We start from the raw sequence: 25,690 nt of genomic DNA on the forward strand, positions 1-25,690 counted from the left end.
GATACAGTATCGTAGCCACAGATCAAGCCCGACGGCAACTCGGTCAGCTGGGCGGCGTCAGGGAGTCGCGCTCTCGCTCGCACTGTTGCCCAGCAATCCGGGCGAGATCATAAGCTTTCGCCAGCTCTCCCGCTCTAGCATCAGCCCGTGCGAACAGGTCGGAGAGCACCATGGCGGCGCGGGTGGCTGCCTGGCCTCGGGCGACAGCGGCGGTATCCGTGCCGGGGCAACTGACGGCGGCGGCGAAATTGGCTGCGTCACCGCGCACCCGCTGACCAGCAGGATCAGCGCCAGCGGCACCAAGAACAGCAATCGTTCGTTCTTCCTGAGCATTGGCTCTCGCCTCCTCCTGCGCCTGGGCGCGTCGTTGCTCTTCCTGTCGAGCGCCGCGCTCGCCGATTACTTCGGCCAGACGGTCGCCGCTGTCCCGTTTCGCCGATGCAGCGGCGGCCTCGGCCCGCTCCACCGATCGCCCGTGCTGGTAGACGCCCCAGTACGAAGCCAGCAGCGCCAGCAGCACTGCCACCCTGATGGCCCAAGACTTCATGCCAGCGCCCTCCGCACACCCTCGTCGATGATCGCCGCCGCGTAAGGATTGCTGCCGTTCTCGTGGATGATGATGCTGACCACCATTCCGCGCAGCGTGGCAGGGTCCTTGATGTTGATCGGCTCAGTGGTGCGCACGCCGATGCGCTTGGCCACGGCCGAGGCATAGGCCTGGGTGTCGTTCTCGTTGCTCGGCGCCCAGCGATTGATGGTTTCGAGCACTGTGTCGATGCCCTTCCCGCCCACACCGGGCATGCCGTCCTTGCCCCGGTAGTTGATGAGCAGCTTGCCCAGGGCGCGGATGCCGTTCTCGGGCGTGTCGAAGATGGCGAAGCGGCCACCAGGTTCCTTGCCGATCTGGCCCTGCCAGTCGTTGCGCGGGTTGAAATCGATGTTGCCGGGGTTTCGGTTGCGGATGCCGCGAGGAGTGCTCATTGTGCAGCCTCCTCTGCCACCACGGCCTCAGGCAAAACGTCCTGCGCTTCTTCGGCAGTGATCTGCACCTGCGCGCTGTAGCGCTTGATCACCTGGGCCGTTCGAACAATGGCCGTAGGTTGCGCCTTCAGCAGTTCGCGGGCGGCAGCGTCGGCGTCTGCCTCTGTAGGGTGCTCAACCAGGTTGGCGGGGTCGTAGAAGTTGCTCGAGTTGATGACGATGTAAGGCATGAGGCTTTCTCCGGGCATAAAAAAACCCGCCGAAGCGGGTGGATTGGATGGCATGTGGGTTATTTCCAGCGGCCTGTCGCTCTGAACGACCAGCGGGTAGGGTTGGCGGTTGCACTTCGGTACGAGTAGGAGTTGAGCGTGAACTGGGTTTGAGTGACCGCGATGAACGTGCCGTTCATGTTCACCAGCCCCACGTCGTTCTGGGCACCGGTGCCCGACGCGCCATCACAGGAGTACACCACGGTAGGGATGCCCACGAAGGGCGCAGCGAACACACGGGTGGCCGACACGCCGATGCTGATCACCTGGGCCGGCAGAATCACGAAGCCGGTAACCTCCATGGTGCCGTCAGGGTACTTTACGAAATAGCCGTTGCTATTGGCCTGGCTCTGCAGCCCGTCCATAAATTGATAGATTTCGTCGAAATTCGCGATGGCCTTCAGCCAGGCGCTGCGTCGATCATCTCCGCCGGCGCCGCTCGGCGCGGTACCCAGGTTGATTACTTGTTTGGTCATTTGGGCTCCTTAAATTGGCTTCATGGGGCGAGAAGCGAACAGCGTTCGCCCGTTGACACTTACCGGGTTGACCCCGTCGAAGTTCTCGCAGTACATCTGCAGGACACCTCTATTCCCGGAAAGGAATCCGCCGAAGTTGGCTCGGATCGGCTGCGTCGTTTGCCCCACGTTGGTGTTTGAAAACAGAGCGTTCCCCAACACGTAATCCTCGAAACTGCCAGTCCACGGCATCTGCGCGGGCGAGGCGTAATACCCTGCTCCAGTGATCGGCGTGCCGGCGGTGACAAACTGCGTGGTCGCGGGCTGGCTGTTGAGCAGGGACAGGTTTGCCGTGGTGACGAAAATCCGGCTCCCCACAGCATCACGAACCGAGGCGCCGTATTCGCCCACAGGAGTACTTGGCGCCAGGTAGCTCGCGCAAAACCACTTGATTGCCATGGGGTAGAGGGCAATGTCCCCGTGGGCCGCCCGGGAGGGAAAGGACTTGATCCGGAATCCGGTCCAGTTTCCAGGCCCTCCCTTGACGGAAAGGTTGCCGATCATCATGTAGTCGGCGGCATTGAAGAAGATCAAAGGCCGCTCAACCGTCGTGATTGGCGCAGGAAATGTGACATCTCCCCACTGAATGACGCTCCCTGACCCTGGCCCCTGCTGGCCCAGGTTGAGCGCGCCGTTGTACCGGACGTTCAGCAGCTTGTTGACGGCGTCAATCTGCGTGCGCACAGAGTTGTTCTTCGCCCGAATCCCATAGCTCCCGGGGGCGGCGAATGGCTCACCGCCCTGCGAGAGAATCATCACCTGCCATTGCAAACTCATGGGGCGGCGAAGTTGCAGCTGGCCCTGCGAGTACCAGGCTTGGGGGCTGTACGTGTTCTCACCAGAATCGAACAACGCGTCCACCACCACGAACGACGCCGCCTGAATCTCAGGTATGGCGATGTACTGGTCCTGCGCGCCATTCCCCACCACCTGCATCATCTTCAGGGAGCGGATCGGGGTAATAGTGGTATCCAGGGTAATGGCCCCGACCGCATCCCGCGTGCGGAGCCCGTACAAATCGGCCATCAGGTCAACCTCCCCACAGCGGCCCGCTCAATACCGTTGATGTCGTAGACGTACAGGCCGCCGTTGTTCAGCAGCGTTGAGCCGTTGGCATCCTGCCCGCGAATGCTCACTGCGCCCGTGACAAAGTTCATCTCCAGCAACGGCAGGCCTTGGGCGTTCAAAGCAGCGGATCGAATAGTCATGCCTGCGACGATTTCCTGAATGAAGGCCTTGTTGATCACCGCCTGGTTGATGAACACCTCGCCGTTCTGCACCACAAACGGCAGAACCGTCTGACCATTAACCCCGTCGATGATCGCCACGCGCTGCGCCGAGAGCAGGATCTCTCCCTCGACACCGTCACTGCCGATGGCGATGCCCGTGGCAACGTGCCTGCCCTGAGAATTCGTCTCGACCTTCCATGTGGATTTCGCGGAGACCTCGCCATCCAGGCTGACCACCACCTCGCTCAATTGCTGAATCGATGCGTTGGTCTGCCCCATCTGTGCCTGAACGGTGTCCACGCGCCGGCCCTGGGCGATATCGCCCTCGACGCGAGCGGACTGCTCTGTCCACACCCCGACCAATCCACCCGTAGCGCCAGCCAGACCGGAGGCATCACCCTCCAGCTCGGGGTTGACCTGGACATAGAGGCCATCAAGGCGTGTTGCCTGCGCAGTAATCGTCGCCCCTTGCTGCGTGACCTGCGTGCTAAGTTGGCTGATGGCGGTTGCCTGCCCCGCCAAGGCTCGCGCCGACGGGCCGGCCACGAACGGCGATGGCGCATTGTTCTCACCAATGCGCTTCTCGACCATCACCGAGTCGATCACCACCGACAGGTTGGCGACTGAAGTCCGGTTGAAGTAGATCGTCACCGCCACCCGAGCGCTGTCGGTGACCGTTACCGGGAACGTCAGGCGCTGACGGGTGGTAGTGAAGGCTACGTCAGGCGACACACGGGAGGTGCCATTGAACAGCGATACCCGCGCGGTCCCGGCGGCGCTGCCCTGGACATACATCGACACCAGGTAGGTGCCTGGCTCGATCCGCAGGTTGAACCCTGTGTCACCGTATACCGGGCACAGCATCAGGTACTCGACCGCAGAGTTTGCCGTCACCTGGTAGCCGAAGCCTGAGTCTGCGGCAGCCACTGCAACGCCGACACGCGTGGTGTTAGGCCCCAGAACGGTAGCCGGAAGCGTGGTCGAGGTCAGCCAGCTGTATTGGTCGCTCAGCAGGTTGGAGCCTGATCCGCCGATGTTGCCGACAGTCGATTGCAACTGCGTCAGCGCCTCCCCCTGGCTGGTAAGCTGGCCCCCTTGGTTCGTGACCTTGGTATCCAGCGCCTGAAGAGCGGAGGCATCCGCCTTGGTCGCAACCTGGGCCAGCGCCTGCGCAGCTGCAGTCGCCGCGTCGGTCGCCGCTTTGTCCGTAACAGCCACCCAGGCCGAGCCGCTCCATCGCTTCGGCGTGTTGGCATTGCTGGTGGTGTCGATCCACAGATTCTGCGCCAGGCGCTTGTCTGTGGCCGGCTCCGCGCTGCCGTAAATGACCTCACCCTTAGCGCCAGCTTTATCGGAAGCCGCCTGTGCCGCCTGCTGGGCCAGAGTGACATTGCCATTGGTGGTTTGTAGACTGCTGGACAGGCCAGTGATGGCCTGAGCGTTCGCCTGGTCGCCGCTGATCCGCGCTGCCTGCTCCTCGACCACAGATGCAACAGAGGCCGAAGGCGCGATGTGCCCGATGGATATCCAGTCGATCTCAAACACGTCACCCGCAGCAGCGCTCAGGTAAATCACGATTCGGGTGATGGTGCTGCTGGTCCAGTCGTTGCCACCCGCTGTCAGCTGGGACATGTCCCATTCGACCACCACCGACTGTCCCGTCGGTATGCCCGGGTCGGCAATGACCTTGCTGTACGACGGCGAGGAGGAATGCCCCGGCGTGAAGTACAGGACCTGCCCCAGCCATCCCGAACCCGAGCGTCGCGTGATGCGGCACCGGATCCGGTCGTTGTCTCGGCCACTGAACGACACCGTAGGCGATGCGATGTAGGCGTCTGCAGCGGTGTTCGAGACGATCAGTCGGCCATTCTCAACGGCCAATGTGCTGCGCACGCCGCTCCAGCCCTCAACCGTCGAGGCAAACCCATAGTTGAGAGCAGTGTCGAAGCCCCCCGATTCGGCGCGAATGGTCGCGATTTGTGAGGCCAGGGCCGCGTCCGCATTGGTTCGCGCCGTGACTTCGTTGCCAATCGCTGCCGAGTTCGATGCGCTACTGGCCGCCACGGTGTCAATCCGCTGGCCCAGCGCCGTGTCGCCAGTAGTGCGAGCGGTGATCTCCGCCTGGATCGCCGCGGCGTTGTTCCCGGTTGAAGCGGTGACGGTATCGATTCGCTGCCCCAGCGCAGTGTCGGCCGACTGCCGCGTCTGAGCCTCACTGGTGATTGCAGCACCACGCGCCTGAGCCTCGCTCAACAAGCCTTGAGCGCGGGCTGCGGCTTCCGCATCGATCGCCTGAATGCGCGCCGAAGCTTCAGCAGCAACCCGCTGCGCAACCGATCCGTCCAGCGTCGGCGGCCCCGAAATAAGCTCGATTTCCTTGCGCAACTCTTGGGCCAGGATGCCGCTATCGATCTTGTCCTTGAGCGCGCCAAGCATGTTGGTGACATCGTTAGACGTGGACGCCACCACCTTCAGGAAAGCACTCACCCCGTAGGCGTTCTTCGATCGCACGAAGTAAGCGTAGTTGGTGGCGAATGCCAGCCCGGTGTGGGTCAAGGTCAGGCCCTGGCCCAGGTAATCGCCCTGCGTGGCCTGCGGGTTGGTCGAGAAAAAATACTCGTAAGTGCCGCCGTTCAGCCCATGCAGCGTGTTGCCTGGGATCAGCGTGATAGCGTCGATGGTCGACTGCACCACGCACGATTCAGGGATGGGCGGACCATCGATGCTCACGGTGATGCTGGCTTCGCCGGAGCGGGTCAGCGGGCCGAGGGCAGCCACGCTCAAGGTGTAGCTGCCAGAGGGCAGACCGGACAGCGGCAGCTGCAGGGTGGTTGCCGGCACCTGCTGGGCCTGCACCGCGTTGGAGCCTTGGCGTACGGTGACAGCGTATGCGGTCACAATACCGGCCGGCTGCACCCAGCTCAGAACGCCCTGCGTGACCTCTGCCGACTCTTCAACCGTCCAGGCAAGCCCGGTTGGACTGCCCAGGCCGCCTGCTGGGAGGCTGATGAAGCCGATCGGGTTGTACGGCTGGCCCACGGCGTCGTCGAACTGCGCTGCATCGTACTGCTGCAGTTGGGCGGTGCACCCCTGGTCCGCACCCATGCTCCAGTTGGTGACGATGAATTCGCCCAAGATGTTCAGCGATGGCAGGTTCACGCGCACTGCGCGACCCGGCCGGCAGTTGTAGCCCAGAAAGTTCATGGGAATGCTGATGGTGCCACCCGCGCGCCGGCGGCGAAGCTCGATGTTCGCCAGGCGCTGGGCCTGGTAGGCGTCAGTTACATAGGAAAATGACAGCGTTTCCGCAGCCTCCCCGCCGTCCTCGACCACCCATTCGGCAACGCTGACCTCGGGGTAATCGGTCTCTGTCCAAGACTGCGAGGTATCGATGAAGGTGCCGCGCACCGTGTTGATCGCCGCGTCATTGGTCGGCTCGGTGCTGCCGGTGATGGTACCGATCACCATGTCCTCGGTGATTTCGAAGTCGTACGGGCCGTAGTAGGCCCCGGCCTGGAACATCCAGCGCCCGCCGACGCGGATAGTCCGACCACCGCAGGCAGCCTCGAGCTTCTGCAGCACGTTGGTGCGCTGCTCGTCGGCGCCGATCACGCAGCTGCTGCGATAGCGCGGGCTGGTGGTGCTGTCAGGGTTGGCGACCGATTCGTCGCAGACGTTGGCGCCGCTGGCAAAGGTCTCAAACACGATCTCATCGTCCGGCACGCCGCAGCGGTTGCGCAGGAACCAGAGGATGTGGAGCGCGGTGTTCTCAGTGTACACGGCCATGCCGCTGCGCGGATCGTAGATATCGTTACGGCCACGGACGATGAAGCGTGCGTCGGGGATGCCGGAGGGGAACTTCTCGGCGTTGTATTTCAGCGACAGGCGCACGAACGACAGGCCGCGACCGATCTGCTCGTCCTTCCAGTCCGGACAGTTGGCCTTCAGGAAGGCGTTCACCGCCGCAGGGTTGACCACGAGCTCGTAGGAGGCGTACTCGCCGTAGGTGGAGATCTCCTCCTCGCCCAGGTAGATGTTCTCCAGGGCATCGATCGGTCCTTCACAGAGGACGTACACCAGGTGCAGCCACTCGCCATCGGTTTGGTCGCCGACCTGCTCCTGCGCCCAGACCAGCACGCCACCGGTGCTGACCCGACCAAGGATGAAGCGCGCGGGCGCCTTGGAGGAGCGGACGGTCTGGGCCGACGGCTCGTTGTCGCGCATCGGCGACTTGGTGTTCAGCTTCTCCTGCTGCTCGGCCATGTAGAACGCCAGGCCGGCGCCAATGGCCGCGCCCACCGGGCCGCCTTGCACGAAGCCAATGACCGCGCCGACGGCGACTTGAGCAATCTTCCTGACGCCATTGGACATTATTCAACTCTCCAGACCGCAAGCGGGTCGCACACCACGCGGGCCACGCCGTCGTCAGTGGTCGCCCAGAATTCGTTTGCCCAGTACACGGCCATGGACCTGCCGCCGGGCGCTTCGTACATGGCAATGTCGCCGCGCTGGATGAATGCCGGCGCAACCCGGGCGAAGCAGGCATCCCATGCTGCCTCAAGGCTTCCGTGCTGCTTCTTCAGCGCCCGCTTCGCCCCCGCCTCGGTCTCGTAGGTGCCGCGGTACGCCTCGGCCGGGTCGGTACCGCACACCGCTACCGCGCAGTCCGCCGCAAACAGGCAGCAGTCAAATTCGCCCCATGAAAAAGGCCGCTCTAAGGCGGCCTTGATCACTTCGCTGAGGCGTGTGGTCCAGTCTCGGTAGCGCATGGCTATTTCTCGTAGGCGAACGTCGGGGCGTCCTTCTTGGAGCCCCAGTAGATGGGCCATTCGGACATCTGGGCGATGGCGTAGAAGAACCGGTCGCCCTGGTGGCGGGCCCGGTGGTTCTCGTCGGTGAACCGCTCGGTGCCCGTGCGGCTCCACTCGGCCATCCGGTCAACGATCGGGACGGTGATCTTGTTGCCGTCCTCACCGTTGCCGGCGTAGGAAAAAGTGGCGGCGTCCATGCGGCCGGAGAACAGGATGTCGGCGGCGTAATTACCCTGCTCGTCGAACACGACAAACATCAGCTTGCCCGAGCGCCCGCGACATCCCCGGATGTTGGTCTCGGTGATGATGTAGCTGTCCAGGCCGGTAAGGGCCAAGTCGATCGACATGGGCGAGTTCGAGTTGTCGCTCTCCTGCGACTGCCCGACCTCGCCGAACTGCCCTACCCCCAGATACGTTATGCCGCCAATCACAAGGTCACCAGTACCTGTGTGTGCGTACACCGGGCCATCCTCGAAGTCGAGCTGGCAGGCGTACACGCTGAGGAATTTGCCGGTGGCGATGATATCGACCACGCTCTGGCTGAATGGGAACGTCGAGGGCATCAGAAGGCCTCCCTGAACTGGTAGCTGCCGTTCGACACGGCCTGGCGCACGGTCATGCTCCAGGTGTCCTGGGTCATGCGCATTTCTGAGTACGGGTTGAGGTACTCAATTGCCGTTCCGGCCGTAATTGAGCGCCGAATGCGCTTATTGATCTGCACCACTGCCACGCCCTGGGCGTTCGCCGTCGCCGGCTGAACCACCTCGAACATCTCGCCGGCGATCGTCAGGTAGTCCCCCATAGAGAACACCTGTGCGTTCGCAGTGGCTCCGTTGATCTGAATGGCCCGGGCCTGCGCCGGCCCGCTCACCACCTTCAGTGCGCCGACGTTGTTCGCCCGTCGCCTGGTGAACGCCGGCAGGTTTACCGTGCCGAACATCCCATCCAGGCGCCCGAGGAAGGCGGAAAGCTCGCGCTCTTGCCGCCTAGTCAGAAGCCCGAAGGTGATCGTGCACTGCCAGTACGCGCCCGGCTGCCCGACAATCTGCTGGGCATTGGAGAGCGTCGAGGTGAAGGCGCGGCTGTTGTTGACTATGCCCCACGTCATTTCCGACGGGCGCAGCGATGCCGGCCATTGGATAGCCATGCAGTACTCCTTCTTGCTATCGGTTGCGGGCGATCAGCTGCCGCGCCGGCCCGTTCATCTTGAAGTCGCGCAGCACCAGGTTGTAGCCGTCCTGTGCACCCTTTTGAGCAGCCTGCTGGATGCGGGCCAGGGTGGCGTCGTCGGCAGTGCCCTGAACGGTGATTTCTTGCTTGATCGCAGGCATGGAGCCGATCGAGGTATCCGACTGGCCGCCAGCATAGGACGCTGCGTTTGAGGCGACACGCGGCGCCACAAAGCCTCCGGAGGCATAACCCCTCACGTTGAGACCCTCCAGGTAATTGCGCATGCCCGGCTGGGCCACCACTTCCTTGCGAAGGACGAACTCGCCGCCGTGCACAACGCCTTTCGGCTCGAACTTGCCACCGTCGCCGGTGTAGCCGCCGCCAGAGAACCCGGACGACGCGATCGTTTCGCTGAATCCAGTCATGGTGCCCTGCCCCAGCGCTTGGCTGCCGCCGGTGAGGAAACCGAATGCCGAACCCAAGAAGCCCGCTGCAGCCTGGCGCACCTGGATGCGGATCAGGTCCTCGATTACGCCGTCAGCAAAGTCCTTGAACGATAACTTGCCGGTCTTCACGAAGGAGACCACAGCGTCTTCCATGTTGCTGAAGGCGTTGGTGAACAAGGTTCGTGTCTGGCCTGCTACGTTCTGGGCCTGCTCGAGGTAGGTGTTGAAGGCAGCCTTCGCGCCGAGCGACCAGCTGGACTGCTGCTCATCTACCCGAAGGTAGTACTGCTCCTGCATGGCAAGGCGCTGGTCTAGCGCGTTCTGCAGCGCAGAGTTCTCCTTTTGGTAAAGCTCTTCGCTGATCCTGCCCTCGTTGCGCTGCTGCAACAGGTTGTCCATCTGCTGCTGATACTGCTGTTCGATGCTGAAGCGCTCTTGGAGACGCTGCTGCGCCTGGTCACCGAGGCCTGCGCCGGCCAGGTTGCTGTTCAGACCTATCGCGGACCTCTGCAATTGGCTGTTCAGGTTAGCTTCGAAGGCAGCAAGCTTCTGCGCCTCCTCAGTGGCCACCTTGCGCAGCTGCATTTCCTTCTCCAGCTCGGCGTTTTTCTTGAGCTGGGCGGTGATCTGCTGCTGGTTGGCGAGCAAGGATTTCTGGTCGGCGGTCAAGACCTTCTTGTCCTTGATGTCCGCCAGTTGCTGCTCCCACTTCACCAATGCCTGTCCGGCCTCGCCGAGCTTCTGCTGCTGGCCGATCTGAGCGCCGATCAGGCCGTTCTGCTGCTGAAGCACCGAATACTGCTGCCGGGCCTGGTCCAGCGCCTTGGTTCCCGCATCTTCGCGGTAGACCGGCCCCTTCGGCTCTGGCTTGTCCTTGAACTGCTCTCGGGCGGCATCGCGAAGTTGGTTCAGCTCTGCCTCGCTGTACACGCGACCACCGTCGCCGGCGGCAGACTTCTTGGCGAGTTCGTTAATTTCCTTCAGGCGTGCTGCCAGCTTGTCCTGGTTGCTTGCTGTCGTCCGCAGCTGGCCGTTCAGCATTTCTTGAGAAAGGATCGAGTCACGCTGCCGTTGGCGGTAGTTTTCCTGAGCCTGGTCAGCGGACTTTTGGAGGCGTATCTGATCCTGAAGGGCCTGGATAGTGCTAACCAGTATCTCTCGACGCTCCTGGTTCTCCTTGCCAGCGGCGGCAATGGGGTTGCCGGCGAGTATCTTATCGATATCCGCCAGATCCTTTTGCGCCTTGGCCAGTTGCTCCGAGAATCCTTCGGATCTGCCAAAGCTTAATGCAGCATCACCTGCACCTTTTGCTGCCCCCCAAACGCCGCGCCATGCTTTCTCTATCCAGCCGAGGTTCTCGACGATTTCCTTGGACCTGGCATCGATAGTCTGGGCGTATGTATCAGTGAGAAGCTTGGCCGCCCCTACAGTATCGCCCTGCTCCTTGAGGGCTACGATTTGGGCATAGGTGCTCGCGGTGAGGAAGTTGTATTGCTCGTTCAACTCTTTGGCTGCCGCAACCGGGTCCTTGCCGATCTTCACGAACTCGGCGACGGTCTCGTCTACGGCCCGGTCTGTCGCGTCTTTCATCTGCAGGGCAGCAGTCGCAACGGTGCCAATACTGTCCCCAGCGACTTTTCCATGACTTGCGAGCTGGGCAAGCACCTCAGCAGCCGCCCCGGTTGTGCCCACCGTAGTGCTAATCTGCCGAGCCAGATCGGACATGGCGCCAGCGTTGGTTCCAGCTGCGTTTCCGGTGAGGATGAGCGCTTTTCGAAATTCTTGGGCCTCCTCGCTCCCCTTGTAATACGCAACGCCCAGCCCAGCAACAGCCGCACCGGCAACAGTAAATGGATTGATTAACCCTGCGACATATCCGCCAAGCGCACGCGTCGCAGGACCGATCCCATTGAACTGATCTTTCAACTGACCGCCTTGCTGAAGAAGGACGGTGAAAGGGTTCATGCCGCCCTGCAAAGACACGACGATGTCTGTGAATTGAGCAGGCACGCCTCGGAGCGCTGCCGTATAAGCCTTAGTCGACATCCCGGCAGCCTGGGCCTGTCGGGTATACCTGTCCATGGCCTGCTCAGCAGAAGTCGAGCCGGCAGCAAGATCTCTGATTGACACTCCGGATGCCTTGGCCTGGGCGCCTACAGAGCCAGCCGCGGTCTCGGCACGCTTTCCGGCCTTAGCAAGCTTGTCAAGATCGTCTGCGGCAGCAGCAGCTTCGCCAGATTCAACCCGTATCCCAAGTACTGCAATATCACCCTGGCTCATACTTTCTCCGGACAATAAAAAACCCGCCGGAGCGGGTTTGGCCATGGTCATCATCTATCTGCAGGATGACTCTTTAAATGTAGTCTGTCCTTCACTTTCGAGAAAGGCTTGGTAGCTTCCGTCGTCCAGTCGGAATGCAGCATAGCTGCTGAACCCAACGTAACCGCCGGCTGAATTCTTGGCGTTAACCTCTCCGCACACAAATCCATCTTTCCCTACAACTCTTTCGTTACGGAATTGCGCAGATTCAGGGTCCTTAAGACGATTCACAACCGCCTCACGCGCCCGGTCGATATCGCTCTTCCCGCAGCCTGCCAGGACCAGCCCGGCCAGCGCCACCAATGCCAAACGCTTCATGCGCGCCCTCCTTGTTGATGGGGGCAATCTATCACCATCGGCAGAAAGCGCCAAAAACCGCGCATGGACAGGCTGGAAATTCCGTGGCGATCGGGCGCTTGGGCTGGCGAGTCAACCTTAAAGCTTTGCAGCGCACACCTTCAAAGGATGACGGGAGAGGAGTAATATCGCTCCCGCGAAAGCGTGTCATGGAATAGCTCTTAAGGATTGTACTTATGCGCATCAGCATGCAACACCAGATGACCCTGGTTAATTACATTAAGAATCACGCGGGTTTCCAGACTGAGCGCCAAATTCAGGATGGCGTGCAGTTTACGGTGAGCGGCGTAGTTATTGATTTCCACTACTCAGCAAAAAAACCAGAGACGTTTAGTTTGCTGGTCAAAAACCCGATGGCCAACCCCGAGTTCGCGGCTGTGTTCTCGACGTTTGCAGGCGGGGTGGCGGAGCCGGCTTGATCTTTCGCAATTGCAGAAAAGCCCCCTTCGGGGCTTTTTTGTGGACGCCTTCAAGCTTTAAGAAGCTCCCGGAAGCGCTCCACAGCCGCAGCGTTATAGACGAAGCTCTCCACCTGCTTGTCGCTGCGGCGGGACTTATCCAAGCGGAATTCGCCGTATTCGTCAGTCATCATGCCGTGCAGGTTGGCCAGCCGGCCGATTTTATTGCCTATCACGCCCAGTAGCTCGCCAACCTCCCCTCACGATTGGCTATGCCAGCCAAGCCACAAAATCCTGCCACCAGGTGGTAGTTATCTTGTGAGACTCGAGGCCACGCTCAGCGAGTGACTGGTTGTAGGCAGGAATGCGTAGCGCCTCTATGGCGGGAGCCTCGGTTTCTCGTAACTTCCAGATTTCGTCGTCTAGGTCTTCTAGCACAAGCTTCCTGCCTCGTCGCTCAAGCTCCGTGTACCGCTTCGATAAGTCTGAGCAGATGAGGCATTTACTTCCTGGCCCCCAAACCACATCCAGAGCCGTTATCACCGCAGTGATGAGGGCAGCAATCCCTGCAAGAGCTGGGCTGCCAGACAGAAATCCAGCGAACGCTGAACTACCCGCTACCACCGAAGTTAGCTTGAATAGGCCATCGATCTTGCCAAAGAGACGAGACTGAAGCTGGAAATATCTTGAGGCGTAGCGGATATCACCAATCGCCTCAAAATGGCTTCGCTCATCAACCCGATCCACTCCTCAGCTCTTTTGCTGAGAAGGTGAGGCAGGTGGATTTGATGGGGCCTGAGGGGCGGCAGGGGTTCTGGCTGGTGGAACGTGGTTTTGTTGGTAGTCATCTCTAGACATTTATGCCCCCTAGAACTGTTGGTGGATTCGCACTCTATCACAGCCGAATGGGAACTTTGCACCCGACGCAAAAAGCCCAGCGCGGGGCTGGGCTCGCCTGCCTTTCACTGCGGACCCGAGTGCGCGCTGAGGGTATCACCCGACTGGAAGAGATTGAGAAGGCTCGGCTCATGCAAGCCTTCCTCAATACTGCGTTAGGAAAGCACCACAGCATGAAATCCGAAAAGTCATAGTAAATGGAGGTACGTCCCCTCAAGCTAGCAAATCTGCAGTCTGTCCGAACGCGTATCTATAGCCTCTACAGAATGCTTCCCATTCCTCCGCCGACCATCCTGACCTTCGTTTGACTTGTCTCAAGTCATGACGCCCGGCCTGCTTCGCGGTAAGACGCTTCCTGGCCTTCTCTAGGTCAAGCAGAGCGACCTTCACGCACGCTTCGCTGAAGTCAACAAAGACATGTTTCAGATACAAGCAACCGTGCTGCCAGCGGCCAACGTTCAATCGGGCAAGTTCTCGGCCATACGCTTCTAAAATCTCGTGGTGGCGCCTAGATCCAAGTGATTTGTCGAAATTGTGAGCGTAATAGTCTTCCAACGACAAAAAGCCGTCTAAAGCTGCTGTCACCATCACCGCATGCCACTCTCCGCCTTGCTTACGAATTTCGGCGTGAAGAAGCGATGGCGTAGCCACGCCCAATGACGCTGCTGCACGAAGAGCCTTCGCTTCGCGGGCAACAGTCGGATACCCAAACGGGTGTAAGAGGCTGCGATAGACATGCCCGACTTGCTGCTTCTTGTAGAAGGTCTGACCCTCTAGCTCAACCCGAAGTACTCCGCTCTCCCCGCCCCTGCGGATATTGGGGGGCTCCACCCAGCTCCCGGGGGCATTCAGTATTTCCACCACGGGTGGGTGGGAGGACCCCAGGCTTGTAAAATTATTATTAGTCATTGAGCACTCACTCATTTGCCTGCCTTGGCGCGGCGAGATGCCAAATATAACAGTCATCTCGCAGAAAAAAAGACGACTTGACCGGTCACCTCCTCTCGATGCCTGGGCGTTGATGCTCAAAGTTGAATGGCTGGCCAAGCATCCAGCCTGGACGGAAAGCCAGTACCGCGCCAGCATTTCGCCATAGTAGCGTTGCACTTCCAATGAACCGCCCCGGTCCGTTGCCGGAAAGCCCATGGACTGGGGCCTGATTGTCTAAGGAGAGAAAGGTGACATCCGCAAGCGAGATCAATCTAAGCACGCCCCACCTGGCAGGCACCCCCATACTCTTCCTTCGGCCAGACGGCTCTTTGGTATCAGGACCAATGGACGAAGGGTTGGTGCCTGTGCTGCGTGTTTCAATCCGCCCGGCTTTTTTGCATGACACAATGAACGCAGATCCCACGCTTGATGCCATAACTGCGCTGGCTTTGGTCGATACAGGCGCGGATTACCAATACATAGACGAAGACTTTGCTGAACGCCACGGTTTCTCATCCAATCAAACGACCGTCGTTCAGGGTGCAACACACACATCAGAACAGAAAGTACATCCAGCTTTGTTTGCGCTTGCAGACTACCTCGGGCACCCAACGCACGCAGCTGACTTCACCTCATCTCCTCTGCGAAGAAATGGCCGGCGATACGACTTGATCCTTGGCATGCGCTTCCTGAGTCACGGAACGCTTACGATGGACTTCAGCTCAATGCACTTCCACTTTGTCCTGACTGGTCAGCCCAACAAATAACAGCTCTCGTGGATCCCACGGCCCATCTTGTCGCAACGGGACGACCTCTCTGTCGTCCCAATCGCGTGGAACCAGCGACTTCGAAGGAACGACCCTAGCTCTAGGGTCGATCCTAGTTTCGAGTCGGCTCACCGCCACTGCATCAGCCTTCTGGTTGTTCATGCCCGCCTCCATGCGCCGAAGCCGCTTCATTGCTCGTCCCTATGACGCAACAAAAGGCGCGTCCGGTCGAGCCATGGCCCGCCGAACACGACGATTTCTGATGGCTGCCCTACTCCGCCGACTCGGCCATCACGGCCAGCGCTTCGTTCTCCATGACACGCAGGTCATTGAAGGCCTCAGGGAGCTCGCGGCGCTTCAAGCTAATCATCTTTGCCGTGCTGGGGATGGCAGCGTAGTCGAGGCCCGACGGCCCTCCAGGCCCCAGTCGCCATTGAGTGCCCAAGGCTTCGAACAGGCAGAAAGCCGGCCACGCATCTGGCCAAACTTCCACGTCCTCGGTTTCCATGTCGTCCAAGGTCAGCCCCAGAAACGCCAGTTGCTCGGCGGAGGGGCCTTGCTCATACAGCGCCCGCGCCGCCGCCTTCAGTTTCCCAGGCGGGCCGGGCTGTACGCTTCCTGGTAGGCATCCAGCACAGCCTTGGGGGTGCCGACGCAGGTGGTCACCAGATCAAGGATTGCCGCATCGGTGAACTTGTCGTCAAAGCCCCAGCCGGCGGTGACGGCCTTGACCTGTTCGGCCTGCAGTTGGACCTGGCCGGCGGTGAACTGCTCGAGGCTTGCGCCTTCAGCCTTGCATTTCTCGGCGTGCGCGTCGAAGGCCTGATTCCAGCCGTCGTACAGCTTGGCCAGGGCGGCACGATCCATGTAGCGGAAGGTGAACTCTACCGGTACCGGCTCGCCACCAACGCGCGGGATCTTCACCTCGGCGGTGAACGTTGGGTTCTGCGCGATCTTGATCTTCGCCATGAGGGCTCCTTACGCGCCGGCCAGGTAACGAAGCGAACGAGCCGAGAGACCGACGCTGATGGTGCGGGTCATCACGTTGTTTCGCTCCATGGTCGGGTCGGGGGTGATGCTGACGTAGCCCGGGTACAGGATCTGGTCGCCATTGCGGAGCTTCATGCGGATCACGGCCAACTCCTTCGAAGCGTCATAGCCTTCCACGGCCTCAACGTAGGCGGCGGTCGGTTGATCCTCCACCACGATCGACAGGCTGGTGGGGTTCCGGTTGGTAGGGAACTGCTTGTCATCGTCGTCTTCCAAGTATCCGACGGTCGCATACTGCTGCTCGCCGCCGGACGAGTTGAACGACGTGACCTTGGAAATCTGCACCCAGTCGGACACAGGGAGAACGGAGCCTACGCCGGCGCCAGGGGTGAAGCGCTCCGCATCGCTGGTGTCCAGACCGGCCAGGGAGAAGGCGCTGGCTGCCACGTTGGCCGCCTTCACGGCACGGTCGTTGATCAAGGCCCAGCCGGAGTTGACCAGGAGAACATCGCCGTTCTGGATGGTGTGATCGGCTGAAGTCCCAACGGGCGGTTTCGCATTGGTCAGCGCGGTGATTGGGACGGCGGCGCCGATGACGCGTGCGATTTCCAGCACGGCGCCGTTTGGCAGCGGGAAGCGTGCGGCCATGGTGTGTTTCCTCTTGATAGCCCGCCGGGCGGCGGTTGGTTATGCCCCAGCGGGCGATTGGTCCGCGACACCGCGGTAGGTGAAGCTGGCCGGGACCGTGTAGGTCGCCGACTCGGTGATGGTTGGGCCCTGGTCAACTGGTTCGGTCACCAGGCCCTCGAAGCCGTCGCGGCTGAGTTCCGAGTCAACCCGGAAGAGGCTCGAAAGCTCGCCGACCAGGGCCTCGGCAGTAGCTAGTGGCTGGCCAGCCGGGCAAACGATGCTCACCTGGTAGACGCCGGTGTACTCGTAGGCATCGCTGCCCAGGTAGCGGCAGGTGGTGCCCGCCGGTAGTTGAAAGGCCTGCAGGTAGGTTTCGTCGGGCCCTGCCTCGAAACCCTGCTCGAAGTTTGCGACCCGGATCGGGCGCGCCGCGGCCCAGGCCATCAGCTTGATCTCGATGGCCTGTCGTGCTCTTGCGTGGCTCATGCTCGGTGGATCCTGATGGCTTCTTCGACGATGCGCTGGAAGTCGGCAACGGTGACTCGCACCATGCCGCCAGGCGCCTGTGAGCTGTGGCCGTACTCCAAGGGGATGGCATACGGCAGGTTGTTGACGATAAAGGCGACCTCGCCGGCGGAGAGATCACCGGCAGCCAGAAGAAGCCTGTCCAGCGTCTCTCCGGCGCTCTCGATGTCTTCGATTTCGCCTGCGGCGGGGGAACCTGTGGTGAGCTGCCAGTTGCTGCGGAAGCGGCCGCCCACGTAGCCCTGGCCAACCCTACGAACGCCAAGCCCGAAGTTTTCACGCTGCTCGCGCTTGGTCAGTGGCTTGCGAAGTCGCAGGCCTCCCTTCAGGTTGCCGCTCTTGGTGTAGTTGGCCGGGTCGGAGGTGATGCCGGCATTTATGGCCGCCGCCTTCGCGTTGTAGGCCGAGATCTGCTCCGCTGCGCTGCCCTGAGCCTCGACGTTCACCTTCCAGAGGTCAGGGTTGCCAACCGGCGACATGGTCACTAGCCTCCGGCCAACCATGATCACGACCTCGCGAAAGGTCAGGTCCATCGCCTCCTTGGCCGCCTCTGCAAACTGCTCCAACTGGGCGGTGAATCCACCGTCCAGGCCGCCGTAGCGGGTGGTCATGTTCGAGCCACGGGGCATGGTCACTTCCTCAGCTGAATGGTCCAGGTGGCCTTGGCCGCGTCCTGCCCGACATCCATCACCCGGTAGCCGCTGATGCGGTCACCGATAGCGGGCGTGGCAGGCTCTTCCGTGACCGTGTCGCCATCCTTCATGAGCAGCTCGTTCTGCAGCGCCTTGAGGCGCACGTCTGACGACAGGATGCGCGTACCGTCGATCTCCCGGGCCTTGTACTGGCCGAAGACACCGCGGCCGGCATAGTGCAGGGTCGTCGCCGGCGTACTACCGCCCTTATCGGGGTCATACACCCCAGGCACCGACCTGCTGCCATCCACCACCGAAACCGCGTCGGACAGGTCCGTATCGAAGGCTCGCCCCAGATCAGCCTGCAACTCGCTTCGAAGCCCCATGTCACCCCCTGACGATCTTGACCTGGCCGGTGCCCAGATACCGCGACAACAAGGCCAGAGCGAAGGATTCGCCCGCACTAATGGCCTTGGACGTGCTCGAGTAGGTCTTGCTGCTCGACACACCGTCAGCGTCCACGGACTTGCTCAGCACTCCAGTTTCCTTCGCCTGGTACAGGTTCCCTGCTGCCGCCTCCACCGCCACCTCCGCGCCTGCCCGCACGACGTCGGCGGGAACCGTGTCGAACTCGGGCAGCCCCTGGTTGGTGAGCCAGGTGTTGGCCATCAGCACCGCGCGCGCCTTCTTTTCATCCGGCGCCCAGGTCTGGCCCAGTAGTGCGTCGACCTGCTCGATGCTGATGTAGGTCGTCATTACGCGGCCCCGCCCAGCAGCTTCTGAAGGTCTTCCAGGCTGGCTTCAGGCCCGAACTGGACGCCCTTTTCGGTCAGCGCGGCCTGCAGCTTTGCCTTCAGCTCGGCTTCTTCAGCAGCTTTTTTTTCTGCAGCGGACTTGCTGGCCTTGGAGGCTTTGCCCTCCTTGATCGGCTCGGGATGCTCATAGCCCTCTGGCGCGAACTTGGCGTCGATGATCTTGTAGCCCTTGCGACGCAGGTAAGACTTGCGCTCTGCCGAGACCGGGTGCTGCTCGTAAATGATGCTCTCGCTCATGGCGATCTCCTGAGGAAAGCGCCCCGAAGGGCGCGGTACCGGTTACTTGGTGGCGTCACCGATGGTCATGACGCCGGCCGAGCCCTTGATGCTGTTCGCCACCAGATCCCAGTTGGTGCCGGTGGACAGCTCAGAGTTGGTCGGCGACTTGCCACCGTTGGCGGTGTCCCAGGTGTAGCCCTTGAGGCCCAGGCCGAAGGTGTAGTCGGCCTGCATGGTGGTCTCGATGCGCTCCTTGCCGTTGGAGGTCTCGATGTTGGTGATCAGGTCGGAACCGTCCATCACCATGGCAGCACCGTCGGCCAGGCTGAGCACCTTCTGTTTGTTCGGGGTGCCGGCCTCGTACAGCGCCGGGGCGTCGGTAACGATGACCGCCTTGCCCAGAACGTCGACGACCAGAACGCCACCGGCTTGGAACAGCTGCTCGTTGTTGGTCAGGTTCTTGCCGATCAGGGCGTGGTACTGGGCGCCGGTCATGACCTGGGCGATCAGTCGTGCCGAAGCGTCGCCGAACAACGCGTGAGCACCGTTGATGGCGATGTAGTCGACGCCAGCGGTTGCCGACACGTCGTTGAGTGCGCCCGGCTGGTTGCCGATGGCCGCAACCAATGCAGCGATGGCAGTGTTCAGCTGGTCCGAGACGATGGCTTCGGACAGGTTGCGGCTGATGACCTCCAGCGCTTCCTCGGGGTTTTTCTGCACCCAGGACAGCTGTGCAGGCTCCCACAGGATCGGGCCGAAGCCGCCGGCGATCTTCACCGAGTCGTACTGTTTCTGCGACAGCGGGGTCGCCGCCTGGTTGCCGTTCGCGGCGTAACGGTCAACGCGACGCTGAGCGCCGTGCAGGCCCGCCCAGAAGGATTCCTGCAGGAAGTCACCGTCGATACCCTGAGTGGTCAGGCGAATCGATCCAGCCGAGGCGGCGTTGAACTTGTCGACATCCTGGGTCAGGGTTTCGATGGTGGCGTGGCGAAGGTATTCGTTGAACACCTTCATGTTCGAAAGGGCCATTGGGCCTCCTTATTCGCTTGCGATCAGGCCCTTCATGGCTTCCAGGCGTTCTGCCTTGGTGCCACCGAAGTTGCCCTGGGTGGTTTTGTTGCCACCACCGCCGTTCGGAGCGCCGCCGCCATTGGCACCGGAGCTCTTCAGGATGTGGTCGCGATGGGGGTACTGCGAGACGAGGGTTTCCAGCGCTTCGTTGAAGTCGGCCAGCTCACCTGGGCGGCTGCGGCTGAAGATCTTCTGGCCCTGAGCGTCGTAGGCGACGACCTTGCCTTCTTCGATCTTGAAGCTGTTGCCGAAGGTGGCCTGAACCATGTCAGCCGGCACCGCCATCTTCTCGGCGATGAACTGCGAGCGGGCGAAGCTGCCGCCGATCTTCTCGGCATACAGCTGCTGCTCGAAGCCCTGTGCCTTGGTGTTGGCTTCGTCGAGTTGAGTCTGGAAGGCCTTGCTGATCTCGCCCTTCACCTTCTCGATCTCGCCGGCATCCACCAGCTTCTTGGCGTCGAGGTTGGCGACGATCTCCAAGGCTTTCTTGGCGGCCGTGGCATCGTCGATGCCTTCGAACGCCTTGGCGGTCTTCTCGAAGCCGTCGGCGCGCTCGCGGTGCGACTTGGCTTCGGCATTCAACCTGGTGATGGTGTTGCGGGTGCCCACGGCATCGAAGGCCACCTCTTTGCCATCTTCCTCGACGTAGACCGGCTTGCCATCCTCGATCACGGCGTACTGCTTGCCATCCACTTCAACGGTCTTGAGTTTCATGTCGTCTCTCTGGGCCATCCGGCCAGTTGATGAGCCATCCGGCCCCAGTTGCGCCCCGTCCATCCGAACCGTAGGCAAAAAAAAGCCCCAGCTGAGGCCGGGGCAGGTTGGTTGAGGTAAATCAAAAAGGTGGAGCGCCATCGTCGAGGAGAGTTATACCGAATGCGTCCGCCCCCTCTTTGAGCACATCAATAGTCGATTCGTCGAGCGCATACCTGTGCACAGATATTCCCGTTACAACCTCGAAATACAGACCCTCTAAGCTCTTGAGCCCGAGGCTGCGCACAAGGCTGACAATCGGCTTAAGCTCTGCATTGCTCCAATGGAACTCAATCGATTCGCCCGGATCCAGCTTGCAAGGAAGCGCGTCTTTATACTTGGGGGTGAAGTCGTGCTTCAGCGACCTATGGTTTTTCCCATGACTCACTCGAATGTCTTTTACTGCGCATGCTCGCAACCCGCTACATCCGATCCTTAGCGTCAACCAAGCCAAATCAGGCTCCTGAACGAGCATGAGCTGCTCTCTGTCACGCTCCAGTTGGAAGCGCTCACTGCGTTGCACCATATACAGGCTAGCAATTACAGCGAGCAGGGCACCGATGCCAGACACCCAATCGCCGACGCTCCCCCAGTCAGGCACAAACTTAACCGTTGACTGGGGGTTCAGGTTGATACCAGCTGTCAAACCTGCAAGCGCAGACAAGACAGCAACAACCAAAACTGCAACCACTACAGCGACACCCTTCATTGAGACATACCTGCACTGGGAAAAGCCGCGGATTATATGGCACCGGATAAGCGGCTGCGCAGCTCATCCAGGGTGAGCAACTTCCCCTTGTCGTTGTAGAACGTGCTGAGCTTAAGCCCGCCCTCACGCATCAGTCGGCCGCGCTCCGGTCCAAGGATCTCGTCTTGGCGCGCCGCTGACTGCTTGCTGAGCCATTCGGCGTAGGTGGTCGACTCGGGCACCTGGCCATCCATGCTCGCCCGCGTTGCGCCGTCGCTGAACCCCAGGGCCTTGGCGCTCTTGAGTACCGGAACCTTGGAGGATCGGCAGCAGAAGTGGATGCGGCCAGGCCCGGCCAGCCATGGGATGGTGTGGCCGATGGGCTTGTAGGTTCCCAGCGTGTACGGCAGGCGGTCGCGGATCCGGCAGTCGCTCGATGTGTGGTTGTCCAGCGTACTGAGCCACTCGACATGACTGATGATGTCGCTGTTAGCCTCATGCGCTGCGTCGCTGGCCGTTTCAGCGGTATGGGATACCGCAGACCGCACTACCGCCTCAACGTCGCGCCTGGCCTTCTGGAGGGCTCCGTCGGCGTATTGCTGAACCCGGCTGCCCATGACCGTGCGAACGATCTCGGCAGTGGTGCGCCCGTCGACCACGCCCGAGCGCACAGCGTCGCGAACTACGGCAGCTCGACTGGACTCGATACCGGCAATCCACTCCCTCAGCAAGCGCCCCTGAAACGGTCGGGCCTGGACGATTGCCTTCACCGCGCTGAACGCAGGGGATGCGATCGGGTATGCCTCCTGCACCAGGGCCGGGAGAACGACCCGCAACGCGCTCTGCTGAAACGCCAGCTCGTAGCTGATCAGTCCGTCGGTCACCTGGTCCATGGCCAGGCGGATTTCAATGAAGGTCTGCTGGTTGATCCGCAGCACCGCCGACAGGGCGATATCGACAGCTGCGGCCGACAGGTCGGTGCCCAGGTTGTCGATAGCCTCGATCAGTGCGGCGCGCAGGTCGGCGTCCTTGCTGTTGAGGATCTTGATGATCGTCACAACCTGGCTGTTGCTCAGCCTGGACAGGTCGACCTCATGCCCGATCAGCTCGCTCAGCAGCTTCTCGTTGGCCGTCTTCATCACAGAGTACCGAGGGCCGGGCCCTGGGCCTCAATCTTCGCCAACTCATCGTCCCAGTCGTACTCGTCGCTGATCACGCCGCGGCGCTGCATCTCTGCGAACAGCGTCTCCTTGGAGATCATGCCGGCGTTGGCCATCGAGACCAGGGTCGGCAGCGAGACCTCTGGCATGAAGTCAACGTCGTAGTTGCCGCGCATCTCGACTGTGCCGCCGTCGCCGAGGCTGCGGTACTCAGCCATGAACTGCAGCAGTTGCGCCAGGCAGTCGCCAAAGTGGTTCGACATCCGCTGCAGGGGGGACAGCTCTTGCGCCGCCTCCTCCTCAGCCTGGGTCGCGGTCTTGGTCGCGGCCTTCTCAGGCGTGAGCAGCTTGCCGCCGGCCATCCGCATCTCATCGAGCAGGTCTTTCAACGCGGTTCGGCCTGCCTCCACTGCCTTTCCGGTGTGCTCCACGTACTTCAGATCGCCAGTGGCCGGCAGATCGGTCAGCGACCCGGTGCCGACCTTGAACTCTGGCGGCACCGGCTTGCCTTGGTCAGTGAACTGCATCTGCACGCCGATGCGAGCCAGGATCGGGACGCGGATGACGTGCAGGATGTTGTCTTGGTCGCTCTGGCTCTGCCAGTGCTTGACGTTCAGGTGGGCCAGCTCCAGCAGCGGCGGCTTGGCCGTCATGAAGCCGGTGCGCCCGGTGTAGAAGGTCGCCCATGGGATGCGGTCCAGGCTGGTGGTGCCCTGATCGTGGAGCGCCCAGACCGCCTTCGACGATGCGCGGCGGTAGGTTTGCCACCCGCCGGGGATCAGAACGCGGATCTGCTCGACGCACTTGGCGCCGAATTCGCCGTCCTCCTCCTCGACCACCTCGCGGTAGCGGACCATGGTCAGCACTCCGCCCTTGGAGCGCCAGCCCAGCACCTGGGAGGGCTTCACCAGGACCACATAGGGCCGGACGCCGGCGGCTTGCTCTTCAGCCTTCGTCTTCAGGCCGTCAACTGACGGGTGATCGATGAATGCGTGGCAGATGCCGTGGCTAAGGCCCTCGCGGAAGAATTCGACAGCCCACGAGTTCAGGTCATTGCCTGCCCGGTCGATGTCGGTCGCCATTGCGACGATGTCCTCGGGCACGCCGTCGCCGAGCTGCAGGGGCTCAGCGAACACCCTGGCGGTCATGTTGCCGACCGTCTCAGAGTAAGCCGGGAGCAACGTCGAAAGGCGCAGACGCTCCCGATACCCTTCGTCCGACTCAGCCGGGTACTGCGGCAGCAGCTTCTTGCCCACCGCCCTCATCGCCATTGTCCCGCCCATGAGCGGCGTGATAACTGCCCAGTACCCGCGCATCTCGTCGACGGCGGGAAGCGTGATGCTTGGGTTATCGCTCATGGTCACATTCTCAAGGATTGGGTCACGATCACTGGCTTGACGATCGGATAGTCGTGGTGGATGAAGTAGCCGCCCGCGTCGTTGGCGTGGTCGTTGCCTTGACTCTTGTCCGGCTCACCCGTCGGCGCCCAGATCTGCTGCTCCAGGCAGTCGGCGTAGGTTGGGCATAGGTCCGTGTTGACCCGATAGCGGCGCTCGCCCGCCGAGTTGCAGAACATGGCGTTCATGGCGTTGATCCGGTCTTTCACCGGAGGGTTTGCCTCTGGCGCCATCACGGTGAACCCGGCCTGGCGCAGCAGCTCAAGGTCGGTGGTGCTCGCATTGACCGATTTCCGGCCTTTGCCCGAGGCATCGGGGAACACCAGAATTTCGCGCGTCTTGTGGTAATTGCCCTCGGCGTACAGCCAGTAGCGCTCCTTGATCTGGCGGATCATGTCAGGCGTGTCGTAGCCGTTCATGATCTCGCCAACTGCATGGGGCATGCCCAGGCGCTTGACGTGGACGATGGCCGACATCTTGCCGACGTTGAAGTCCATGCCCACGAAGATCGGTTCGCCGGGCTGCACAGAGTCGTGGCTGCCATTCAGCTTGCGGTTGTAGGCGGTGTAGATCGACCCGGAGTTGAGGTTGACGAACTGGCCGTTCAGATAGGCCAGGATCAGCTGCTCCGGGTAGGAGTCCTTCAGAGATGGGATGTAGTCAGGCGGCAGGTTCAGCTCGTTGTCGAACGTGCTGGCCTGCACCAGGCCGTACATGCCCTGCATCGCTGGCTTCTCGCGCAGCTGCTTCACGAACTGCTGGTAGACGAACTTGAATCCCTCGGGGGTCGTCGTCACGTCTACGCCGTTCTTCAGCCCGGGCACGTTGTAGCGCATCCGGGCAATGATCTTGCGCCAGGCGTGCTCAGCCTTCAGCGCGGGCAGAACGTCGAGTTCGTCGACCAGGGCGTGCCCGATCTTGAAACCCACGATGGTCTGCGGCTTCTCCATCGAGCGGCAGATGGTCGTGCTTCGGTACTGGCCGCCGCTGTAGAACTCGACCTCCTTGTCGCTCTCCTTCGTCTTGACCTTCAGGCCCCAGTCGAAGGCGACCTCCTCGATGGTCGGGAAAAAGATGTCACGGATCTGCGGGTAGGTCGGCGCGAAGTAGCCGGAGTCGATCCGTGGCCACTCCCAGACGTGCTTGCACAGCGCCGCGCAGCCTACCCAGGTCTTGCCGGAGCCGAACCCGGCCACGAAGCCGCGGAACTTCTGCTCCATGCGCAGGAAGCTGGCCTGGGGCACGTTAAGCGACGGCATCAGGCTTCCTCGCATCCACCACGTCGACCTGCACACGGGTAGGCGGCACGTTATCGTGGGGATTCTCGTTCTTGGTCTGGCGGTTCACGTAGACGTCGCCGACCTCTTTGGCCGCCTGCTCCAGCAACTGGGCAGTGAGCGCCATGTTCTTCATGGACTCGGCCTTCTCAGCCATCCTTCCCAGCGCACGGAGCCGGAATGCCCGGTTGGCGATAGGGATCTCGGATGTTTCTTCACGGAACCGCTTGCGCGTGTCCTCGAACAGGGTCCGCCAGCGCTTGGCCAGATCTCGGCCAGCGCTCTTGGTAGGGTCATGCGATTCGCACTGCTGGCGACTCACCTCTATGCCGAATTCCTCTCGGACAGAGGCCGCCACCTGTGCGGGGGTATCGAAACAGGCCAGGGCCTGAACGATAAAGGCTTTCACCTCGTTGCTCAGGGCCGCCATAGGTTCAATTCCGT

Annotated in this window: 30 protein-coding genes and 1 pseudogene; 2 read left to right on the forward strand and 29 right to left on the reverse strand. The window is 61.4% G+C overall.

Annotated elements, in window-relative coordinates:
• Nucleotides 1-43: 43 nt before the first annotated feature.
• From CAF78_RS22210 to CAF78_RS22260, 11 genes are read right to left on the reverse strand one after another with little or no spacing between them, the layout of a single operon-like run.
• Nucleotides 44-547: a DUF2514 domain-containing protein gene (locus CAF78_RS22210; RefSeq protein WP_085678071.1), complete on the reverse strand. Its 504-nt coding sequence runs from the start codon at nucleotides 545-547 to the stop codon at nucleotides 44-46.
• Nucleotides 544-981: a structural protein P5 gene (locus CAF78_RS22215; protein ID WP_085678073.1), complete on the reverse strand. Its 438-nt coding sequence runs from the start codon at nucleotides 979-981 to the stop codon at nucleotides 544-546. The genes CAF78_RS22210 and CAF78_RS22215 overlap by 4 nt, the downstream gene beginning before the upstream one ends.
• Nucleotides 978-1,211, reverse strand: coding sequence for a hypothetical protein (locus CAF78_RS22220; protein WP_085678075.1), 234 nt, complete (start codon nucleotides 1,209-1,211; stop codon nucleotides 978-980). Before CAF78_RS22220 ends, CAF78_RS22215 begins: the two co-directional genes overlap by 4 nt.
• A gap of 59 nt (nucleotides 1,212-1,270) precedes the next feature.
• On the reverse strand, nucleotides 1,271-1,726 hold the full coding sequence (locus CAF78_RS22225) for a hypothetical protein (protein ID WP_085678076.1): 456 nt from the start codon (nucleotides 1,724-1,726) through the stop codon (nucleotides 1,271-1,273).
• Between the two features lie 9 nt (nucleotides 1,727-1,735).
• Nucleotides 1,736-2,791, reverse strand: coding sequence for a hypothetical protein (locus tag CAF78_RS22230; RefSeq protein ID WP_085678078.1), 1,056 nt, complete (start codon nucleotides 2,789-2,791; stop codon nucleotides 1,736-1,738).
• On the reverse strand, nucleotides 2,791-7,365 hold the full coding sequence (locus CAF78_RS22235) for a DUF1983 domain-containing protein (RefSeq protein ID WP_085678080.1): 4,575 nt from the start codon (nucleotides 7,363-7,365) through the stop codon (nucleotides 2,791-2,793). The genes CAF78_RS22230 and CAF78_RS22235 overlap by 1 nt, the downstream gene beginning before the upstream one ends.
• A complete protein-coding gene (locus CAF78_RS22240) occupies nucleotides 7,365-7,763 on the reverse strand; it encodes a hypothetical protein (RefSeq protein ID WP_085678082.1) in 399 nt (132 codons plus the stop codon). Before CAF78_RS22240 ends, CAF78_RS22235 begins: the two co-directional genes overlap by 1 nt.
• 2 nt (nucleotides 7,764-7,765) lie before the next feature.
• On the reverse strand, nucleotides 7,766-8,368 hold the full coding sequence (locus CAF78_RS22245; protein WP_085678084.1) for a hypothetical protein: 603 nt from the start codon (nucleotides 8,366-8,368) through the stop codon (nucleotides 7,766-7,768).
• Nucleotides 8,368-8,952 carry a hypothetical protein gene (locus CAF78_RS22250; protein ID WP_085678086.1) on the reverse strand — a complete coding sequence of 195 codons (585 nt, stop codon included), beginning with the start codon at nucleotides 8,950-8,952 and terminating at the stop codon, nucleotides 8,368-8,370. The genes CAF78_RS22245 and CAF78_RS22250 overlap by 1 nt, the downstream gene beginning before the upstream one ends.
• A gap of 16 nt (nucleotides 8,953-8,968) precedes the next feature.
• Nucleotides 8,969-11,746, reverse strand: coding sequence for a phage tail tape measure protein (locus CAF78_RS22255; RefSeq protein ID WP_158090051.1), 2,778 nt, complete (start codon nucleotides 11,744-11,746; stop codon nucleotides 8,969-8,971).
• A gap of 9 nt (nucleotides 11,747-11,755) precedes the next feature.
• The gene (locus tag CAF78_RS22260; protein WP_085678091.1) at nucleotides 11,756-12,058 is read right to left on the reverse strand and encodes a hypothetical protein; all 303 of its coding nucleotides are present in this window, start codon (nucleotides 12,056-12,058) and stop codon (nucleotides 11,756-11,758) included.
• Nucleotides 12,059-12,273: 215 nt separating this feature from the next.
• Between CAF78_RS22260 and CAF78_RS22265 the strand changes: the two genes are divergently transcribed.
• Nucleotides 12,274-12,516: a hypothetical protein gene (locus CAF78_RS22265; protein ID WP_085678093.1), complete on the forward strand. Its 243-nt coding sequence runs from the start codon at nucleotides 12,274-12,276 to the stop codon at nucleotides 12,514-12,516.
• Nucleotides 12,517-12,566: 50 nt separating this feature from the next.
• On the opposite strand, the gene CAF78_RS28495 is transcribed toward CAF78_RS22265, so the two are convergent.
• Both CAF78_RS28495 and CAF78_RS22275 read right to left on the reverse strand, forming a co-directional pair.
• Entirely contained in the window at nucleotides 12,567-12,731 is a 165-nt protein-coding gene (locus tag CAF78_RS28495) for a hypothetical protein (protein ID WP_158090052.1), read from the reverse strand.
• Nucleotides 12,732-13,605: 874 nt separating this feature from the next.
• Nucleotides 13,606-14,301, reverse strand: coding sequence for a lipopolysaccharide kinase InaA family protein (locus CAF78_RS22275; RefSeq protein ID WP_256573965.1), 696 nt, complete (start codon nucleotides 14,299-14,301; stop codon nucleotides 13,606-13,608).
• Between the two features lie 269 nt (nucleotides 14,302-14,570).
• Here CAF78_RS22275 and CAF78_RS22280 point away from each other — a divergent pair, with 269 nt between their 5' ends.
• Nucleotides 14,571-15,089 carry a retropepsin-like aspartic protease gene (locus CAF78_RS22280; protein WP_143515087.1) on the forward strand — a complete coding sequence of 173 codons (519 nt, stop codon included), beginning with the start codon at nucleotides 14,571-14,573 and terminating at the stop codon, nucleotides 15,087-15,089.
• A 188-nt stretch (nucleotides 15,090-15,277) separates the two neighbouring features.
• On the opposite strand, the pseudogene CAF78_RS28795 reads toward CAF78_RS22280, so the two are convergent.
• From CAF78_RS28795 to CAF78_RS22355, 16 genes and pseudogenes are all read right to left on the reverse strand, one after another.
• Nucleotides 15,278-15,361, reverse strand: a pseudogene (locus CAF78_RS28795) (phage tail protein); the annotation flags it as partial.
• A complete protein-coding gene (locus tag CAF78_RS22285) occupies nucleotides 15,361-15,606 on the reverse strand; it encodes a DUF1799 domain-containing protein (RefSeq protein WP_371856919.1) in 246 nt (81 codons plus the stop codon). The gene CAF78_RS22285 and the pseudogene CAF78_RS28795, both read right to left, overlap by 1 nt.
• Nucleotides 15,607-15,674: 68 nt before the next feature.
• Nucleotides 15,675-16,058, reverse strand: a complete 384-nt coding sequence (locus CAF78_RS22290; RefSeq protein ID WP_085678106.1) for a phage tail assembly chaperone — start codon at nucleotides 16,056-16,058, stop codon at nucleotides 15,675-15,677.
• A 9-nt stretch (nucleotides 16,059-16,067) separates the two neighbouring features.
• A complete protein-coding gene (locus CAF78_RS22295) occupies nucleotides 16,068-16,727 on the reverse strand; it encodes a phage tail protein (protein WP_085678109.1) in 660 nt (219 codons plus the stop codon).
• Nucleotides 16,728-16,766: 39 nt separating this feature from the next.
• The gene (locus CAF78_RS22300; protein WP_085678112.1) at nucleotides 16,767-17,195 is read right to left on the reverse strand and encodes a phage tail terminator-like protein; all 429 of its coding nucleotides are present in this window, start codon (nucleotides 17,193-17,195) and stop codon (nucleotides 16,767-16,769) included.
• Nucleotides 17,192-17,845, reverse strand: coding sequence for a hypothetical protein (locus CAF78_RS22305; RefSeq protein ID WP_256573966.1), 654 nt, complete (start codon nucleotides 17,843-17,845; stop codon nucleotides 17,192-17,194). Before CAF78_RS22305 ends, CAF78_RS22300 begins: the two co-directional genes overlap by 4 nt.
• A 20-nt stretch (nucleotides 17,846-17,865) precedes the next feature.
• On the reverse strand, nucleotides 17,866-18,252 hold the full coding sequence (locus CAF78_RS22310; protein ID WP_085678118.1) for a hypothetical protein: 387 nt from the start codon (nucleotides 18,250-18,252) through the stop codon (nucleotides 17,866-17,868).
• Nucleotide 18,253: 1 nt separating this feature from the next.
• Nucleotides 18,254-18,622: a hypothetical protein gene (locus CAF78_RS22315; RefSeq protein WP_085678121.1), complete on the reverse strand. Its 369-nt coding sequence runs from the start codon at nucleotides 18,620-18,622 to the stop codon at nucleotides 18,254-18,256.
• Nucleotides 18,622-18,918 (reverse strand): hypothetical protein, encoded by a 297-nt coding sequence (locus CAF78_RS22320; protein ID WP_085678123.1) that lies wholly within the window; start codon nucleotides 18,916-18,918, stop codon nucleotides 18,622-18,624. Before CAF78_RS22320 ends, CAF78_RS22315 begins: the two co-directional genes overlap by 1 nt.
• 42 nt (nucleotides 18,919-18,960) lie before the next feature.
• The gene (locus tag CAF78_RS22325; protein WP_085678126.1) at nucleotides 18,961-19,929 is read right to left on the reverse strand and encodes a major capsid protein; all 969 of its coding nucleotides are present in this window, start codon (nucleotides 19,927-19,929) and stop codon (nucleotides 18,961-18,963) included.
• A gap of 9 nt (nucleotides 19,930-19,938) precedes the next feature.
• Nucleotides 19,939-20,685, reverse strand: coding sequence for a DUF6651 domain-containing protein (locus CAF78_RS22330; protein ID WP_085678129.1), 747 nt, complete (start codon nucleotides 20,683-20,685; stop codon nucleotides 19,939-19,941).
• Nucleotides 20,686-20,806: 121 nt separating this feature from the next.
• Complete coding sequence (locus tag CAF78_RS22335; protein WP_085678132.1) at nucleotides 20,807-21,433, reverse strand: hypothetical protein; 627 nt, start codon at nucleotides 21,431-21,433, stop codon at nucleotides 20,807-20,809.
• A 32-nt stretch (nucleotides 21,434-21,465) separates the two neighbouring features.
• Nucleotides 21,466-22,551: a hypothetical protein gene (locus CAF78_RS22340; RefSeq protein ID WP_085678135.1), complete on the reverse strand. Its 1,086-nt coding sequence runs from the start codon at nucleotides 22,549-22,551 to the stop codon at nucleotides 21,466-21,468.
• A complete protein-coding gene (locus CAF78_RS22345) occupies nucleotides 22,551-23,930 on the reverse strand; it encodes a DUF4055 domain-containing protein (RefSeq protein ID WP_177408563.1) in 1,380 nt (459 codons plus the stop codon). Before CAF78_RS22345 ends, CAF78_RS22340 begins: the two co-directional genes overlap by 1 nt.
• Before the next feature lie 2 nt (nucleotides 23,931-23,932).
• Nucleotides 23,933-25,228, reverse strand: a complete 1,296-nt coding sequence (locus CAF78_RS22350; protein WP_085678141.1) for a terminase large subunit domain-containing protein — start codon at nucleotides 25,226-25,228, stop codon at nucleotides 23,933-23,935.
• The gene (locus CAF78_RS22355; RefSeq protein ID WP_085678145.1) at nucleotides 25,215-25,676 is read right to left on the reverse strand and encodes a DUF2280 domain-containing protein; all 462 of its coding nucleotides are present in this window, start codon (nucleotides 25,674-25,676) and stop codon (nucleotides 25,215-25,217) included. Before CAF78_RS22355 ends, CAF78_RS22350 begins: the two co-directional genes overlap by 14 nt.
• Nucleotides 25,677-25,690 lie beyond the last annotated feature (14 nt).

Source organism: Pseudomonas sp. R28(2017) (assembly GCF_002112505.1).
In the GTDB taxonomy this organism is placed as follows: domain Bacteria; phylum Pseudomonadota; class Gammaproteobacteria; order Pseudomonadales; family Pseudomonadaceae; genus Aquipseudomonas.